15 protein-coding genes are annotated in these 16,377 nt (G+C 69.8%); 7 read left to right on the top strand and 8 right to left on the bottom strand.

Features of this window, described 5'->3' with window-relative positions; all coding sequences use genetic code 11:
* Window positions 1–29: 29 nt before the first annotated feature.
* The 7 genes from dusB (at window position 30) to hflX (ending at window position 9,125) form a co-directional block, all read left to right on the top strand.
* Window positions 30–1,028 (top strand): tRNA dihydrouridine synthase DusB, encoded by a 999-nt coding sequence (dusB, locus tag CKY28_RS02330; protein WP_095996708.1) that lies wholly within the window; start codon window positions 30–32, stop codon window positions 1,026–1,028.
* Window positions 997–2,064: a two-component system sensor histidine kinase NtrB gene (locus CKY28_RS02325; protein WP_095996707.1), complete on the top strand. Its 1,068-nt coding sequence runs from the start codon at window positions 997–999 to the stop codon at window positions 2,062–2,064. Before dusB ends, CKY28_RS02325 begins: the two co-directional genes overlap by 32 nt.
* Window positions 2,061–3,485 carry a nitrogen regulation protein NR(I) gene (gene ntrC, locus CKY28_RS02320; RefSeq protein ID WP_095996706.1) on the top strand — a complete coding sequence of 475 codons (1,425 nt, stop codon included), beginning with the start codon at window positions 2,061–2,063 and terminating at the stop codon, window positions 3,483–3,485. The genes CKY28_RS02325 and ntrC overlap by 4 nt, the downstream gene beginning before the upstream one ends.
* A 54-nt stretch (window positions 3,486–3,539) precedes the next feature.
* Window positions 3,540–5,771, top strand: coding sequence for a sensor histidine kinase (locus CKY28_RS02315; RefSeq protein ID WP_095996705.1), 2,232 nt, complete (start codon window positions 3,540–3,542; stop codon window positions 5,769–5,771).
* A gap of 7 nt (window positions 5,772–5,778) precedes the next feature.
* Window positions 5,779–7,155 carry a nitrogen assimilation response regulator NtrX gene (gene ntrX, locus CKY28_RS02310; protein WP_095996704.1) on the top strand — a complete coding sequence of 459 codons (1,377 nt, stop codon included), beginning with the start codon at window positions 5,779–5,781 and terminating at the stop codon, window positions 7,153–7,155.
* A gap of 180 nt (window positions 7,156–7,335) precedes the next feature.
* On the top strand, window positions 7,336–7,830 hold the full coding sequence (hfq, locus tag CKY28_RS02305) for an RNA chaperone Hfq (protein ID WP_095996703.1): 495 nt from the start codon (window positions 7,336–7,338) through the stop codon (window positions 7,828–7,830).
* The gene (gene hflX / locus CKY28_RS02300) at window positions 7,827–9,125 is read left to right on the top strand and encodes a GTPase HflX (RefSeq protein ID WP_095996702.1); all 1,299 of its coding nucleotides are present in this window, start codon (window positions 7,827–7,829) and stop codon (window positions 9,123–9,125) included. The genes hfq and hflX overlap by 4 nt, the downstream gene beginning before the upstream one ends.
* On the opposite strand, the gene mazG is transcribed toward hflX, so the two are convergent.
* The 8 genes from mazG to CKY28_RS02260 are packed head-to-tail and all read right to left on the bottom strand — an operon-like array spanning window position 9,100 to window position 16,357.
* Window positions 9,100–9,837, bottom strand: coding sequence for a nucleoside triphosphate pyrophosphohydrolase (mazG, locus tag CKY28_RS02295; protein WP_095996701.1), 738 nt, complete (start codon window positions 9,835–9,837; stop codon window positions 9,100–9,102). The genes hflX and mazG overlap by 26 nt on opposite strands.
* A 42-nt stretch (window positions 9,838–9,879) precedes the next feature.
* On the bottom strand, window positions 9,880–10,464 hold the full coding sequence (locus tag CKY28_RS02290) for a retropepsin-like aspartic protease family protein (RefSeq protein ID WP_095996700.1): 585 nt from the start codon (window positions 10,462–10,464) through the stop codon (window positions 9,880–9,882).
* A complete protein-coding gene (locus tag CKY28_RS02285) occupies window positions 10,461–11,225 on the bottom strand; it encodes an MBL fold metallo-hydrolase (protein WP_095996699.1) in 765 nt (254 codons plus the stop codon). The genes CKY28_RS02290 and CKY28_RS02285 overlap by 4 nt, the downstream gene beginning before the upstream one ends.
* A complete protein-coding gene (locus CKY28_RS02280) occupies window positions 11,222–11,998 on the bottom strand; it encodes a TatD family hydrolase (protein WP_095996698.1) in 777 nt (258 codons plus the stop codon). The genes CKY28_RS02285 and CKY28_RS02280 overlap by 4 nt, the downstream gene beginning before the upstream one ends.
* A complete protein-coding gene (gene metG / locus CKY28_RS02275) occupies window positions 11,998–13,548 on the bottom strand; it encodes a methionine--tRNA ligase (RefSeq protein WP_095996697.1) in 1,551 nt (516 codons plus the stop codon). The genes CKY28_RS02280 and metG overlap by 1 nt, the downstream gene beginning before the upstream one ends.
* Before the next feature lie 24 nt (window positions 13,549–13,572).
* The gene (locus CKY28_RS02270) at window positions 13,573–14,556 is read right to left on the bottom strand and encodes a DNA polymerase III subunit delta' (protein WP_095996696.1); all 984 of its coding nucleotides are present in this window, start codon (window positions 14,554–14,556) and stop codon (window positions 13,573–13,575) included.
* Window positions 14,553–15,194: a dTMP kinase gene (tmk, locus tag CKY28_RS02265; RefSeq protein ID WP_095996695.1), complete on the bottom strand. Its 642-nt coding sequence runs from the start codon at window positions 15,192–15,194 to the stop codon at window positions 14,553–14,555. Before tmk ends, CKY28_RS02270 begins: the two co-directional genes overlap by 4 nt.
* Window positions 15,191–16,357: a D-alanyl-D-alanine carboxypeptidase family protein gene (locus CKY28_RS02260; protein WP_095996900.1), complete on the bottom strand. Its 1,167-nt coding sequence runs from the start codon at window positions 16,355–16,357 to the stop codon at window positions 15,191–15,193. The genes tmk and CKY28_RS02260 overlap by 4 nt, the downstream gene beginning before the upstream one ends.
* Window positions 16,358–16,377: the final 20 nt, after the last annotated feature.

The raw sequence follows: 16,377 nt of genomic DNA, 5'->3' as shown, positions 1-16,377 counted from the left end.
ACTACCTGCCCGTTTTTCAGGCACCCACCATGCGCACGCTCGAGCCTCTCCAGATCGGCCCCGTCCGGATCGACGCGCCCGTCGTGCTCGCGCCCATGACGGGCGTGACCGACCGGCCGTTCCGCACTTTGGTGCGGCGCTACGGCTCGGGCCTCAACGTGACGGAGATGATCGCCAGCCAGGCGATGATCCGAGAGACGCGCCAGTCGCTGCAGAAGGCGGCGTGGGACCCGGTCGAGGAGCCCGTCTCAATGCAGCTCGCCGGCTGCTGCCCGCACGAGATGGCGGAGGCCGCCAAGCTCAACGAGGACCGCGGCGCGGCGATCATCGACATCAACATGGGCTGCCCGGTCAAGAAGATCGTCAATGGGCATGCGGGCTCGGCGCTGATGCGCGACCTGAAGCTCGCGGCCTCGCTGATTGAGGCCACCGTCAACGCGGTATCCGTCCCCGTGACGGTCAAGATGCGCATGGGCTGGTGCCACGACAGCCTCAACGCCCCCGAGCTCGCCCGCATCGCCGAGGATCTCGGCGCGAAGATGATCACCGTTCATGGCCGCACCCGCAACCAGATGTACAAGGGTTCGGCTGACTGGGCTTTCGTTCGCCGGGTTAAGGAGGCGGTTTCGCTGCCTGTCATCGTCAACGGCGACATCTGCTCGGTCGAGGACGCGGAGGCGGCGCTGGAGCAGTCGGGCGCGGACGGGGTGATGATCGGACGCGGGGCTTATGGAAGGCCGTGGCTGCTGGGCCAGGTCATGGCGGCGCTCGGCACCGGACGGCGCGTGCCCGACCCGTCGCTTGACGAGCAATATCGGGTGATTTCCGAACATTACGACGCGATGCTCGATCATTACGGCATCGAGACCGGCGTCAACATGGCGCGCAAGCACATCGGCTGGTACACGCGCGGACTGCACGGCTCGGCCGAGTTCCGCAACCGCGTCAATCAGGAGCCCGACCCCAAGGTGGTGCAGGCGTTGCTCGCCGACTTCTATGCTCCCTACCGCCAGCGCGAAGCCGCTTAACAAGAACGCTAACCGGAACGCGGGCCGGCCCGGCTGGCCCGAGCTGTTTTTTGCGCTGCCCGTCGCCGTCCTGCTGGTCGACCCCGAGGATCGCGTCGCGCAGGCCAACGCGCTGGCCGAACAGCTGCTGAATCTGTCCGAGCGGTTGATGATCGGCCGTCCCGTCGCAGACCTGCTCCGCTCCCCGCGCGAACGGGCGGCCGCCGACGGACAGGACCTCGCGATATACGATGCGGAGGTGGAGACGCGTGGCGGCGTGTTGCGCGTCGACTTCACCGAGTCGCACGTCTCCGACCACCCCGGCTGGCGTGCGATCACGCTCCATAGCACGACGCCGCGCCTGTCGCCCTCTGCGCCCGGAGCGGGGCGCGCCGCGATCGGCGCGGCGGCGATGCTCGCCCACGAGATCAAGAACCCGCTGTCCGGCATTCGCGGCGCGGCGCAGCTGCTCGGCCCCGGCGAACTGACAGGCCTGATCGTGTCGGAGGTCGACCGCATCGCCGCGCTGATCGACCGGATGCAGGGCTTTACCGACACGCGCCCGCTGCCGCTCGGGCCGGAGAACATCTACCCGCTGCTCGCCCACGCCCGCCAGGTCGCGCTCGCCGGCTTCGCATCGGATGTGGTAATCGAGAGCCGCTACGACCCGTCGCTTCCGCCAGCGCAGATCAACCGCGACGCGTTCACGCAGGTGCTGCTGAACCTCCTCAAGAACGCGGCCGAAGCGGTTGCGAGCTCGCCGGAACCGCGCATCACGATCACCACCGCCTACCGTCACGGCATGGCGCGCATGCGCCAGGACGGCGAGCGTGTCGCGCTCCCCATCGAGGTCTGCGTCGTCGACAACGGCCCCGGCGCGCCGAACGACATCGCCGGCCAGCTGTTCGAGCCGTTCGTCTCCGGCCGCCGCGAGGGCACCGGGCTGGGCCTGGCGCTGGTCGACAAGCTCGTCCGCGACATGGGCGGCCTCGTCCAGTACGCACGCGAGGCGGACCGGACCGTCCTGCGTCTCCTGCTGCCCAGGGCCGCCGCGTGAGCCGCGTCCTCGTTATCGACGACGATGCCGCGATCCGCACAGTCGTCGCGGAAGCGCTCCGCCGCTCAGGCCATCAGGTCGCGCTCGCCGCCTCGCTCGCGGAGGCCGAGGCCGCGCTCGCGGCAGGAGCGCCCGACGTGCTCGTGACGGATGTGATGCTACCCGACGGCGACGGGCTGGATCATCTCGCCCGCGTATCGCATCGCCATCCGGCGCTCCCCGTCATCGTCCTCTCCGCCCAGAACACGCTGTCGACCGCTGTCCGTGCGGCGGAGGCCGGGGCGTACGAGTACTTGCCCAAGCCGTTCGACCTCGACGCGCTCGCCCGCGCCGTGAATGGCGCGCTCGCCCGTGGTGGGGCCGAGCCGCTGACGGGGGTGGGGGAGGAGGACCGTGCGCTTCCACTGCTCGGCCGGTCGCCAGCGATGCAGGAGGTGTACCGCGTCATCGCCCGCGTCGTCGCGACCGACCTGACCGTGCTCGTCTCCGGCGAGTCCGGCACCGGCAAGGAGCTCGTCGCGCGCGCCATCCACGACCTGGGCCCTCGCCGCGCCGGCCCGTTCGTCGCGATCAACATGGCCGCAATTCCGCGCGACCTGATCGAGGCGGAGCTGTTCGGTCACGAGCGCGGCGCGTTCACCGGCGCCGCGGCGCGCCAGGCAGGCCGCTTCGAGCAGGCGGCGGGCGGCACGTTGTTCCTCGACGAGATTGGCGACATGCCGCTCGACGCGCAGACTCGCCTGCTCCGCGTGTTGCAATCGGGCGAGTTCAGCACGGTCGGCGGCGCGCGCCCGCTCCGCGCCGACGTGCGCATCGTCGCTGCCACGAACCGCGACCTCTCGGACGCGGTCGCGATCGGGCGCTTCCGCGAGGACCTGTTCTATCGCCTGAACGTCGTTCCCGTCGCCCTGCCGCCGTTGCGTGAGCGGGGGAGCGATGTCGGCCTGCTCGCCCGTCACTTCCTCGACCAGGCCGCGGCGCAAGGGTTGCCCCGCCGCGCGCTCGACGCCGGCGCACTCGACGTGCTGGAGGCGCATGACTGGCCCGGCAACGTCCGCGAGCTGGAGAACCTAATGCGCCGCCTGGCCGTGCTCGCGCGCGACGAGGTGATCGACGCTCCCGCCGTCCGCGCAATGCTTGGCGCGCCCGCTGAGCTCCCGACCGGCGGAACCGACCTGGCGCAGGCCGTGCGAGACCTACTCGAGCGCATCGCTCGCGAGCGCCCCGACGCGCTCGATGACGGCACGCTCTACGACCGCGTGCTCGCCGAGGTGGAGCGCCCGCTGATCGAGGCGATGCTACGGCGCCATGGCGGCAATCAGCTCCGCGCCGCCCGCGCTCTCGGCCTCAATCGCAACACGCTGCGCAAGCGTCTGGACTCGCTCGGCCTGGATCCGGAACGCCGTACCGACCTGCGTTAGCTTCTTCGCACATTGTGGTTTCCCGGCAACACAGGACCCTGTAGGGCGGGGGGGATGAACGCCGCCGCGGTGCCCGCCATCGATCAAGAAGACCCGCCCTGGCGCTTCAGCGTAACGCCCGCGATCGAGTTCGCGGTGCTCGCCGCGGTCATCATCGTCGCCGCGGTCAGCTACTCGGTCGTGTCCGCATCGGCGGCGCCCCAACGACTGCTGACGCCGCTGCTCGTGGCGAGCCTGCTCGTCGCCAACCTCGTGCCGGGCGTGCTCCTCATGATGCTGCTCGGCCGGCGCATCGCGCGCCGCCGGGCCGCCGCGTCGCCGGTGGGCGGCACCGGCCGTCTCCACGTCCGCCTCGTCGCGCTGTTCTCCACGATGGCGGCGGTGCCGATGCTGCTCGTCACGATCGTCGCCTCGCTCCTTTTCCAGTACGGCGTCCAGTTCTGGTACTCCGACCGGGCGCGTGGGATGCTGGAGAACGCGACCGACCTGGCGCGGACTTCCTACCAGCAGCAGCTCCAGCGCTGGCGCGAAGCCACGCTGACCATGGCCGACGACATGAGCATGCAGCTGCGCGCCGAGCCAATCGACAGCCCGAACTTCCCGACCTTCTTCGTCCAGCAGGTCTATTACCGCAGCCTATCCGAAGCCGCGCTCCTCAACGTGCCCGCGAGCGGCGAAGTGCGGACGCTGGCGGTCGTGAATCCCTACGAGGTTGAACTGGCCGGTCGGATCACGCCCGACGCTGTCCGCCGTCTCCGCGCTGGCGAGGGGAGCGTAGTTCTCGTCACCGGCGACCGCATCCAGACGATCACCACCGTCCCCGGCGCGGCCGACCTGTTCCTCTACGCCGCGCGCGTGGGCGACACCAAGGTGATGACGGAGCAGAACGCGCGCGCCGAGGCCGTCGTCGCCGATTATCGCTCGCTGCTCGCCCGCGCGCGCAGCCTGCAGCTTCAATTCAACGCCGCGCTCCTCCTCATCTCGCTGCTAATCGTCGGCATCGCCGTCTGGATCGCGCTTAAGGTCGCCGATCGCCTCGTCGCGCCGGTCGGCGAGCTCGTCGGCGCCGCCCGCCGCGTCGCCGGCGGCGATCTCAGCGCCCGCGTTTCCGACCCGAAGAGCCGCGATGAGGTCGGTACGCTCGCGCGCGTGTTCAATCAGATGACGGGGCAGCTCGAGCAGCAGAACGCCGCGCTCGTCTCCGCCAACCTCCAGCTCGAGAACCGCCGCGCGCTGATCGAGGCAGTGATGGCGGGCGTTTCGGCGGGCGTGATCGCGACGTCGCCCGGCCGCTTGGTTCAGATCGCCAACCGCTCGGCTGCGGCGCTGCTCGGCGTCGAGGATCCGCCCGGCAAGCCGTTGGCCCAGGTCTCGCCCGAGCTGGACGCGCTGGTCGAGAGCGGGCAGCGCGAGGGCGTCGTCCAGATCGGCCACGGCCTCGATGCGCGCACGCTGGCGGTGCGCATCGCCCGTGCGCCCGCCGGCCCGATCCTGACGTTCGACGACATCACGCGCGAGCTCGCCGACCAGCGCCGCGCCGCCTGGTCCGACGTCGCGCGCCGCATCGCGCACGAGATCAAGAACCCGCTCACCCCCATCCAGCTCGCCGCCGAGCGCCTGCAACGCCGCTACGGCGCCAAAGTGGGGGAGGGCGACGAGACGTTCGGCCGCTTGACCGACACGATCGTCCGCCAGGTCGGCGACCTTCGCCGCATGGTGGACGAGTTCTCCGCCTTCGCGCGTATGCCCAAGCCCGTGTTCCGCGACGAGGCGATCTGCGAGGTCGCGCGCGACGCGCTGTTCCTCCACGAGGTCGCGCACCCGGACATCCGCTTTCAGCTCGGCTGCGACGACCCGCAGCTCCGGCTCGTCTGCGATCGTCGCCAGATCGGCCAGGCGCTTACGAACATCGTGAAGAACGCCGCCGAAGCCATCGAAGCGAAAGGCGAGGGTGTCGGCGCGATCACGATGCAGGTGCGGCACGCGGACAGTCGCGTCTCGATAGAGGTCGCCGACACGGGCGTGGGCCTACCCGCCGACCGCGAGCGCATCGTCGAGCCGTACATGACGACCCGCGCGCGCGGCACGGGACTGGGCCTCGCCATCGTCAAGAAGATTGTCGAGGAGCATCTGGGGGCGATCGGCTTCGCCGACCGGGAGGAAGGGGGGACCGTCGTCACCATGACCTTCGACGCGACGGCGCTCGCCGCGCTCGACCAGCACGCCGTCGACCGACCCGCCGAGCAGGCGGACGACGAACGACCAATCGAAACCGAACGGACCTGAGACTAGAATGGCGCTCGACATCCTCGTCGTCGACGACGAACTCGACATCCGCGAACTGGTCGCCGGCGTGCTGGAGGACGAGGGCTATCAGACGCGCGCCGCCGCCGACAGCGACGCCGCGCTCGACGCCATCGCCGCGCGCCGCCCGTCGCTAGTGCTGCTCGACGTGTGGCTACAGGGCTCGCGGCTCGACGGCCTCGAACTGCTCGACGAGATCAAGCGTCGCGACCCGTCCATTCCCGTGCTCGTCATCTCCGGCCATGGCAGCCTCGACACCGCCGTCGCGGCGATCCGCAAGGGCGCCGCCGACTTCATCGAGAAGCCGTTCGAGGCCGAGCGCCTGCTGCTCCTCGTCGCGCGCGCGACCGAGACCGAGCGGCTGAAGCGCGAGGTCGCGTCCTTGCGCGCCTCCGCCGGCCGCGAGACCGACCTGACGGGCAGCTCGGCAGCGATCAACACCGTCCGCGCGACGCTGAAGCGTGTCGCGGGCACGGGCAGCCGCGTGCTCATCATGGGGCCCGCCGGCGTAGGCAAGGAGGTCGCCGCCCGCCTGTTGCACGGCTGGAGCCAGCGCGCCGCCGCGCCCTTCGTCATCGTCTCCGCCGCCCGGATGACGCCCGAACGCGTCGAGGAGGAGCTGTTCGGCGTGGAAGAGGGGGGCGATCTCGTCCGCCCCGGCCTGCTCGAACAGGCGCACGGGGGTACGTTGTTCCTGGACGAGGTCGCCGACATGCCAGTGGCGACTCAGGCGCGCATCCTGCGCGTCCTCACCGACCAGAGCTTCACCCGCGTCGGCGGCACGCGCGTGGTCAAAGTCGACGTCCGCGTCGTGTCCGCCACGGCGCGCGACCTGACGCAGGAGATCGCGGAGGGCCGCTTCCGCGAGGATCTCTATTACCGCCTCAACGTCGTCCCCGTCGTCATCCCCGCGCTGACCGAGCGCCGCGAGGACATCCCCGCGCTCGTGCAGCACTTCCTCGCCCACTACGCCTCCGAACGCCGCGTCCCCACGCCGGAGATCGCGCCGGATGCCATGGTCGCGCTGCAGAGCTACGACTGGCCCGGCAATGTCCGCCAGCTCCGCAACGTCGTCGAACGCACCGTCATCCTCACGCCCGGCGACCGCATCGGTCGAATCGACCTCGACCTGCTGCCGGCCGAGGTGCTGGGCGATCAGGCGGAGCTGGCGGGCGCCGGCTCGGGTTCTATGATGGGCGCGCCGCTCCGCGAGGCGCGCGAATCGTTCGAGCGCGAATATCTGCGCGTCCAGATCCGCCGCTTTTCCGGCAACATCTCGCGCACGGCCAGCTTCATCGGCATGGAACGCTCCGCGCTGCACCGGAAGCTCAAGCTGCTGGGCATCACCGAGACGAAGGACGATTAGGCGCGGGCCGCGCGAAGAAGTTGCGCCCGCGTCCGGAACGTCTCGCCGCCTGCGGACTTGTGCACGCGGATGTGGTAAGGGCATGGCCGAACCGCCGGGCCGACCGCCCGGCCTTCCGACGCCGGCGAACGGCGCGACACAAGCGGGATTATGACCCGCCAAGAATAAGGGGACCACGAGATGGCCGATAAGCAGAGCTCGCTGCAGGACCTGTTCCTGAACGCGCTGCGCCGCTCCAAGACGCCGGTGACCATGTTCCTGGTCAAGGGCGTGAAGCTCCAGGGCATCGTGACCTGGTTCGACAACTTTTCCGTGCTGCTCCGCCGCGACGGCCAGTCGCAGCTCATCTACAAGCACGCCATCTCCACCATCATGCCGACCGGCCAGGTGGACGTGGCCGGCATCGTCGAGCAGGTGGGCGACGGGCCCAAGAAGCAGCAACTCCTCCAGGAGATCTTTCTCTCCGCCGTCCGCCGGTCGGAGGACAACGTCACCATGTTCCTGGTGAACGGCGTCATGCTCCAGGGCCAGATCGCGGCGTTCGACCTGTTCTGCATGCTGCTCCAGCGCGAGGGGCTGACGCAGCTCGTTTACAAGCACGCGGTGTCCACCATCCAGCCGGCTCGCCCGCTCAACTTGCAGGAAGAGCAGCAGGCCGGCGAGGAAGACGCTTGACGCAGGGCTTCGAGCGCGACCGCGGCGAGTTCGCCCGCGGCGCGCGCTGCATCGTCGTGCTGCCCGACCAGGGCGGGTCCAACCGCGACTCGGACGCGCGGCTGGATGAGACGGCGGGCTTGGCGCTCGCGATCGGGGTGGAGGTGGTCGATCGCGTCCACCTCCGCGTCCGCGCGCCTAAGCCGGCAACGCTGATCGGCTCGGGCCAGGTAGAGCAGCTGGCGACGAGCGTCCGCCAGCACGAGGCGCAGCTCGCCGTGTTCGACGCCGCGCTCACGCCCGTGCAGCAGCGCAATCTGGAGACGGCGCTCGAGGCCAAGGTGATCGACCGCACGGGCCTGATCCTGGAGATCTTCGGCGAACGCGCCGCAACCGCGGAGGGTCGGCTCCAGGTGGAGCTCGCGCACCTCGACTACCAAGCCGGCCGCCTGGTGCGGAGTTGGACGCACCTGGAACGCCAGCGCGGCGGCTTCGGCTTCCTGGGCGGTCCGGGCGAGACGCAGATCGAGGCCGACCGCCGCCTGATCCGCGACCGTATGGCGCGCCTGCGCCGTGAGCTGGAGCAGGTGAGCCGCACGCGCGGGCTCCACCGCGAGCGGCGGCAGCGCGCGCCGTGGCCGGTGATCGCGCTCGTCGGCTATACTAACGCCGGAAAGTCGACGCTGTTCAACAAGTTGACGGGTGCCGACGTCATGGCGGAGGACCTGCTCTTCGCCACGCTCGACCCGACGCTCAGGCGCATCGACCTGCCCGGCATCGACCAGGCGATCCTGTCCGACACGGTGGGCTTCGTGTCCGACCTGCCGACCCAGCTCGTCGCCGCGTTCAAGGCGACGCTGGAAGAGGTGGTCTCCGCCGACCTGCTGATCCACGTCCGCGACATCGCGCACCCGGATAGCGAGGCGCAGCGCGCGGACGTAGAGCAGGTGCTGGAGGAGCTGGGAGTGGGGGAGGGCACCCCCAGGTTCGAGGCGTGGAACAAGCTCGACCTGCTCGACGCCGAGCGGCGCGACGAGCTGCTCGCCGAGGCCGAGCGGCGCGACGACGTGGTCGCCATCTCGGCTCTGACCGGAGAGGGGGTCGACGGCCTCATGGAGCAGGTCGCGACTAAGCTGACCGCGGGTCATCGCCGCTACCGGATCGAGCTCGACGCGGCCGACGGGGCGGGGGCCGCTTGGCTCCACGCGCACGGCGAGGTGGTCGAGCAGACGGTCGAGGACAGCCGCGCCGTATACGAAGTCCGGCTCGCGCCCGCCGACTATGACCGCTTTATGCAGCGTCAGGCTGCGACTTGACGCGGCCCCACAGGGCTTCCTTTTCGTCCAGCGACAGCGCCGCGAAGCTTGGTCCGGCGAGCGCCTCCATCGCGGCGAACCGCCGCTCGAATTTGCCGTTCGCGCGGCGTAGCGCGGCCTCGGGATCGACGCCCAGGTGCCGCGCCCAGTTCACGACGGCGAAGAGCAGGTCGCCGATCTCGCCCTCGATCTCGTCCGAGCCGGCGGCAACAACCTCGCGTAACTCCTCATCAATCTTCTCGCGCGGGCCGCTCGCGTCGGGCCAGTCGAATCCGACCCGCGCCGCGCGCTTCTGCAGCTTCTCCGCCCGCGACAGCGCCGGCATGCCTAGCGCTACGCCCGATAGAGCGCCGCCCGGCTTAGCCGTGCGCTCGGCGGCTTTGATCGCCTCCCAGCCAGGCGTGTCGGCAGCGTCACCGAAAATGTGCGGATGACGGCGCTCCATCTTGTCGCTGATGGAGGTCACCACGTCCGGCAGCGCGAACAGTTCGGCTTCCTGGGCTATACGCGTGTGGAACACGACCTGGAGCAGCAGGTCGCCGAGCTCGTCGCGTATGTCGTCCGCGTCGTCGCGCGCGATCGCATCCGCGACCTCGTAGGCCTCTTCGATAGTGTACGGCGCAATCGTCTCGAACGTTTGCGCGCGATCCCACTCGCAGCCGTGCTCGGGGTCGCGGAGGCGGGCCATGATCGCCACCAACCGCTCGATCACGCCGGCACACCCGTAAGCACGATAATATACATTATGTAAAACTCACTCCTGGTTGGACGGGGTCAGGATCAGGCTGCGCCGCTCCACCCGCCACGACCCCAGCCGCGACAGGAAGTTCATGCCGAGCACGTCCGTCTCGCCGAACGCCGGCGAGACGACCACGCCCAGGTCGCGCGTGGAGATCGAGCCGACGCGCACCGTCTCCGCGCGCCCGCGCTTCGCCTCGACTACGCCGTTGGCGGTGTCGAGCGCGACCGGGAACATCGCGCTCTCCGTATCGATGCCGGCCGCCCGCGCCGTTTCCTGCGACAGCGCCGTGATCGTCGCGCCGCTGTCGATCAGCATCCGGCGCTCGACGCCGTTGATCGACACGTCGGCGTAGAAGTGCCCGTCCTCGCTCATTCGGATGCGCGTCTCCTGACCGACGACCTGCTGGTCGTAGAGCAGCGTCCTGAGGCTCGGCAGCCGGTCGAACTGGCTGACCAGCAGCAGCCCGACCGCGAACACCGCGATCCAGGCGAGCGCGAACTTGACTGTCTGCCCGAGCGGCGGCCGCCGTGCGATCAGCGCCGACAGCGGCAGGAGCAGCATCAGCGCCAGAGCCAAGAACTGGGCGGTGTCGTTCATGCGTGGACCTCCAGCCCGTCATAGCCCGGTTCGACGCCGGGCGGCAGCTCCGCGACGAGCGAGGCGTAGTCCATCGATTGGTCCATGTGGATCAGGATGGTGCGCTTGGGCCGCAGCTCCTCGACCCAGCCGAGCACGGTCGGCAAGTCGGCGTGGCTCGGGTGCGGCTTCTTGCGCAGCGCATCCACGATCCAGACGTCCAGCCCGGCATAGTGCTCGCGCAGCTCGTCCGTCATCGCGCTGATGTCGGTCGCGTAGCCGATCGCGAACCCGTCCGCCTCCATCCGCAGCCCCTCCGAGCGCGACCAGCCGTGCGGCTGCTCGCGGACGCCGATCGTCAGGCCGTTCAGTTCCAAGCTGTCCGGCAAGGCGCGCGGTTCGACGGTCGCCGGGTAGCCCGTCTTGCCCTCGAAGACGTAGCCGAACCGCGACCGCAGCACGTCGAGCACCTCACGCCGCGCATAACCGATCACCGGGCGACCCAGCGCGTGGAACACTTGACGCAGGTCATCGATGCCGTGGCAGTGGTCGGCGTGATCGTGAGTCCAAATTACCGCGTCGAGCTCGGCCACGTCGGCCGCCAGCAGCTGCTCGCGCATGTCCGGGCTCGTGTCGACCAGCACGCGCACGCCGTCATGCTCGATCAGCAGCGACGCGCGCGTGCGACGGTTCTTCGGCTCGTTCGGATCGCACGCGCCCCAGTCGTTGCCGATGCGCGGCACGCCCGACGACGTGCCGGAGCCGAGGATGCGCGCCCTCACCTGCCCGTCTTGGAGAACAGATCGTGAAAGTTTCGCGCGGTCCGCTCGCGCAGCTCCGTTTCGTCCTGCCCACGCAATCGGGCAAGGAAGGCGGCGGTGTCGGCGACGAAGCTCGGCTCGCCCGTCTTGCCCCGGTGCGGCACGGGGGCGAGGAACGGCGCATCGGTTTCGATCAGCAGCCGCTCAATCGGGATCCGCGCCGCCGTCTCCTGCAGCTCGCGCGCGTTCTTGAACGTCACGATGCCGGAGATGGAGATGTAGAAGCCGAGGTCCAGACACGTGTCGGCGAACGCGCCCGTGCCGGTGAAGCAGTGGATGACGCCGGGGTAACTCCCCTTCCCCAGCTCGTCGGCTAAGATCGCCGCCGTGTCCTCCTCCGCGTCGCGCGTGTGGACGACGAGCGGCAGCCCCGTCTCGCGCGCGGCGGCGATATGGGCGCGAAAGCTCGCCTGTTGCTGTTCCCGGTCGGAGCGGTCGTAATAGTAGTCGAGCCCGCTCTCGCCCAGGCCGACGACTCGCGGGTGTTGCGCGCGCTCGACGAGCTTGGCCGTATCGACGTCCGGGTGCTTGTCCGCCTCGTGCGGGTGGATGCCGACCGTGGCCCACACGTCCGGCTCGCGCTCGGCGACGCCGATCACGTCGTCCCACTCGCTCCGGCGCGTCGAGATGTTGAGCATGGCGGTGACGCCGCGCACGCGGGCGCGCTCGAGCACCGCCTGCTGCTCCTCGACTAGTCCCTTGTAGTTCAGGTGGCAGTGGCTGTCGGCGAGCATCAGCCCTCCCCTGCCGGCAGCTCGAGCCGCGGGAAGACGGGTGTCGGCGGAGCGATGCGGAAGCCGGTCGCGGTGTGGGTATCGTACCAGCTCTCGTCGTCGATCGCGGCATGGTCGCGTTCGGTCGCGCCAATCTGGTCGAGCACCTTGCCAGCAGCCTCCGGAATGACGGGCAGGATGGCGATGGCAAGCATGCGAATCGCGCGCACCAGCGTGCGCAGCACCGCGTGCATGCGCTCGGGATCAGTCTTGCGCAACGCCCAGGGCGCCTGAAGGTCGATATATTGGTTGCAGGCGAACACGCCGCGCAGCCAGGCCTCGACGCCTTGACTCAGCAGCAGGTCCTCGAACGCGGTCTTAAGGCCCGCGCAGGCGACGATCACCTCCTCGATCAGCAGCGCGTCGACTGGACCGACCTTGCCAACACCGGGAAGCTCGCCGTCCAAGTTCTTGGCGATGAACGACAAGGTGCGCTGCGCCAGATTGCCGAAGCTGTTGGCGAGCTCCGCGTTGACGCGCGTGACGATCGCCTCGGCCGAGTAGCTGCCGTCCTGCCCGAAGCTGACCTCGCGCAGCAGGAAGTAGCGGAGCGCGTCCACGCCGAACGCGTTCGCGAGGTCCGCCGGATCGACGACGTTGCCGAGCGACTTCGACATCTTCTCGCCGCGGTGGAGCAGGAAGCCGTGGCCGAAAACCGATTTGGGCGTCGGCACGCCCGCGGACATCAGGAACGCGGGCCAATAGACGGTGTGGAAGCGGACGATGTCCTTGCCGATCAGGTGGAGGTCGGCGGGCCAGTAGCGCCAGTCGCCTCCCTGCTCCGGATAGCCCGCGCCGGTGATGTAGTTGGTCAGCGCGTCGACCCAGACATACATGACGTGCCCCGGCGAGCCCGGCACCGGCACGCCCCAGTCGAAGCTGGTCCGCGATACGGACAGGTCGGACAGCCCGCCCTCGACGAAACGCATCACCTCGTTGCGGCGGCTCTCCGGCCGAACGAAGTCGGGGTTGCTGCTGTACAGGTCGAGCAGCGGCTGCTGGTACTTGGAGAGGCGGAAGAACCAGCTCTCCTCGACGGTCCACTCGACGGGCGTGCCTTGAGACGACAGCTTCTCGCCGCCCTCACCCTCGATCAGTTCCTTCTCGTCGTAGAAGGCCTCGTCGCGGACCGAGTACCAGCCTTCGTAGCGGTCGAGGTACAGGTCGCCGCGCTCCTCCATCGCGCGCCAGAGCGCCTGACTGGCGGCGTGGTGCTCCGGCTCGGTAGTGCGGATGAAGCGATCGTACGAGACATTCAAATCGTCGCACATTGCCTTGAACAGGCCCGACATTTCGCTCGCCAGCTCGGCGACCGGTTTGTCCGCGGCGCGCGCGGCCTGAACCATCTTGAGCCCGTGCTCGTCGGTGCCCGTCTGAAAACGCACGTCGCAGCCCGCCTGGCGCTGAAAGCGCGCGATCGCGTCGGCCGCGATCGCTTCATAGGCGTGGCCGATGTGCGGGCGGCCGTTGGGGTAGCTGATCGCGGTGGTGATGTAGAAAGGGTCGGCCATCGGTCATGCCCCTAACGGAGAGCGTCAGGCGGGGGAAGCCAGCCGGGCGAGGATGGTCCCCATCTCGAACACCGTCGCCTGCGCGTCCAGCGAGAGGCCGAGCGCGGAGCCGGCGAGGTCTCGGGCGTCGCGGTGCGCGTCGAGCGCGGCGCGGAGCGCGGGGCCGGTGCGAGTGCGCGCCTCGGCGGCGATGGCGGCGGGCGCGCGGTCGAGGAACGCCTCGTAGCGGGCCTGCGCCGACTTGCCCGACAGCGCCTGGGCGAGCTTCACCCGCTCGGCGTTGCTCGGGTCGCCTTGGCGCATCAGCCGCTCGATCGCGGCGTCCAGTCCGGCGACATCGAGGCCGGCGAAGCGGAGCGCGCGGCCCGGTGCGCCTTCCCCGGCGCGCGCGGTCGCGGCGAGCTCCTCCTCGCCCGCTTCGGGCAGCGCGCTGCGGAGGACCTGCCGCACCTCGGCCTCGGGCAACGGCGAGAAGCGCACGGTGCGACAGCGCGATCGGATCGTGGGCAGCAGCCGACCGGGCGCGTGGCTGACGAGCAGGAACACGGTGCCAGCGGGCGGCTCCTCCAAGCTCTTGAGCAGCGCGTTCGCCCCGGCGCGCTCCAGGTCGTCGATCGCGTCGATGACGACCACACGGCGGGCGCCGAGCGACGGCGTCGTCGCGAACATCGGCAGAAGGCCGCGGACCTGATCGATCGTGATCGAGCGCGCCACGGTCTCCGCACCCGTGTCGCTCGTCTTGGTCAGGCGCGTGAGCACGCGGAGGTCCGGATGCGAGCCCGCCTCGGCCAAGCTGCGCGTCGGGTGGTTGGCGGGCACGTCCAGACCCGGGGGCAGCTCCGGACCGCCGCTCGCCTCCGCCAGCAGACGGAGCGCGGCGGCGTGCGCGAAGGTCGCCTTGCCCACGCCCTCGGGTCCGGCGAGCAGCCAGGCGTGGTGCAGCGTCCCGCTACGCAGCGCCGAGAGGAAAGCGAGCTGCGCGGCGGCATGCCCGACCAATGACGTCATGGCAGCAGGTCGGCGAGCTCGGTCAGGATCGCCTCGGTGACGCGCTCAGCGCCGTAGTCGGCGTCGACGCGGCGGACGCGCTCGGGCTCGTGCTCGGCGATGTGATCGAAGCAGGCGGCGACGCGGCCGTGGAACGCAGCGTCGCGCGCGATGAACCGGTCGGCGCGCTCGCCGTCGCGCAACGTCGCGCGAGCGACGCCGCGCTCGGGCGGCAGCGTCAGCAGGATCGTGCGGTCGGGCAGCAGCGCTTTGGACCCGAAAGCGTGCAGCGCCAGGATCGCGGCGTCCTCGATCCCGCTCGCGCCCTGGTACGCGCGGGTCGAGTCGATGAAGCGGTCGCAGATCACCCACGCGCCGTCCTTCAGCGCGGGCCTGATCAGCTTCTCGACATGGTCGGCGCGCGCCGCGGCGAACAGCAGCGCTTCGGCGCGCGGGCCCCAGCGGCGCTCGTCGCCCTGCATCAGCAGCTCGCGCACGGCCTCGGCGCCCTCGCTGCCGCCCGGCTCGCGCGTAAGGACCACGCGCAGGCCGCGCTCCTCCAGCGCGGCGGCGAGACGGCGGGCCTGGGTCGACTTGCCTGCCCCTTCCCCGCCCTCCAGCGTGATGAACTTGCCGACGATGTCTGCCGGGCTCGTCACCCGAAGAAAGAGAAGAGGCCGTTCCAGGCACGGCGGAAGAAGCCGGCCTCCTCCACATCGTTCGCCGCGACGAGCGGCAGGCGCTGCGCGGGCACGTCGGGCGAGGTAACGACGAGGTCGGCGACGTGTTGGCCGGCCTTGATCGGCGCCTTGATCGGGCCCTGGTACACGACGCGGGCCGCCATTTCCGGCGCGGCGCCGGCGGGCAGCGTGACGGTGAGCTGCTTCGGCGCGACGAGGCCGACCTCGCTCGAGTCGCCGCCCTGCACGTCGGCGGTCGTGACCTCGCGTCCCTTAGCGACGACCGGCTTGGCCTGCCAGGCGCGGAAGCCCCAATCCATGAAGCGGATCGACTCCTCGCGGCGCTGATTGAAGCTCGTCAGCCCGGCCATGACCATGACCAGCCGGCGGCCGTTCTGCTCGGCCGACCCGGTGAAGCCGTAACCGGCCTCCTCGGTGTGGCCGGTCTTGAGACCATCCGCGCCCGCGACCGCGCCGAGCAGCGGGTCGCGGTTCTGCTGGGTAATGGCGGCGCCGCTGCCGAGCGTCTTGCCCCAGGTGAACTCGCGGCGGGAGTAGAACTGCTTGTAGAGTTGCGGGTGGTCCTGAATCGTCGCCTTGGCGAGCTTGGCGAGATCGCGCGCGGTGACGAAGGTGCGGCCCTGGTCGGGCCAGCCGTTGGACGTGCCGAACTGACTATTGGTGAGACCCAGCTCCTGCGCCTTGCGGTTCATACGCTCGACGAACGCCTGCTCGGAACCGGAGATGCCCTCGGCGAGCACGACGCAGGCGTCGTTGCCCGACAGCACGACGATGCCGTTCAGGAGGTCGCCGACGCTGACCTGCTCGTTGGCGGACAGGAACATGGTCGAGCCCGCCTGCGGCCCGTGCCACTGGCGCCAGGTCTCCGGCCGCACGGTGAACTTCTGGTCGAGCTTGAGTTCGCCTTTCTTGAGAAGATCGAAGGCGACGTAGACCGTCATCATCTTCGCCATGGACGCGGGCGGCATGCGGCGGTCGGCGTCGCGCTCGAACAGCACCGCGCCCGAGGACAGGTCCTCGAGATAGGCGACGGGCGCCACCGTCTGGAATTGCGGCGCGACGGCAACCGTCGGGTAAGCGAAAGCGACGGCGAAGACGGGAGCGGCGAGAAGCGATCTCATGGACGTGTCCGTGGGCAAGG

Source organism: Sphingomonas lenta (assembly GCF_002288825.1).
Lineage (GTDB): Bacteria > Pseudomonadota > Alphaproteobacteria > Sphingomonadales > Sphingomonadaceae > Sphingomonas > Sphingomonas lenta.
This window is presented reverse-complemented; position numbering and strand designations above follow the sequence as displayed.

Coding starts and splice junctions, on each gene's coding strand:
- CKY28_RS02315 (WP_095996705.1), top strand. CDS start 3,540: ATGAACGCCGCCGCGGTGCCCGCCATCGATCAAGAAGACCCGCCCTGG.
- dusB (WP_095996708.1), top strand. CDS start 30: ATGCGCACGCTCGAGCCTCTCCAGATCGGCCCCGTCCGGATCGACGCG.
- CKY28_RS02260 (WP_095996900.1), bottom strand. CDS start 16,357: ATGAGATCGCTTCTCGCCGCTCCCGTCTTCGCCGTCGCTTTCGCTTAC.
- CKY28_RS02270 (WP_095996696.1), bottom strand. CDS start 14,556: ATGACGTCATTGGTCGGGCATGCCGCCGCGCAGCTCGCTTTCCTCTCG.
- CKY28_RS02325 (WP_095996707.1), top strand. CDS start 997: ATGCTCCCTACCGCCAGCGCGAAGCCGCTTAACAAGAACGCTAACCGG.
- hfq (WP_095996703.1), top strand. CDS start 7,336: ATGGCCGATAAGCAGAGCTCGCTGCAGGACCTGTTCCTGAACGCGCTG.
- metG (WP_095996697.1), bottom strand. CDS start 13,548: ATGGCCGACCCTTTCTACATCACCACCGCGATCAGCTACCCCAACGGC.
- ntrX (WP_095996704.1), top strand. CDS start 5,779: ATGGCGCTCGACATCCTCGTCGTCGACGACGAACTCGACATCCGCGAA.
- CKY28_RS02290 (WP_095996700.1), bottom strand. CDS start 10,464: ATGAACGACACCGCCCAGTTCTTGGCTCTGGCGCTGATGCTGCTCCTG.
- CKY28_RS02280 (WP_095996698.1), bottom strand. CDS start 11,998: ATGCTCGCCGACAGCCACTGCCACCTGAACTACAAGGGACTAGTCGAG.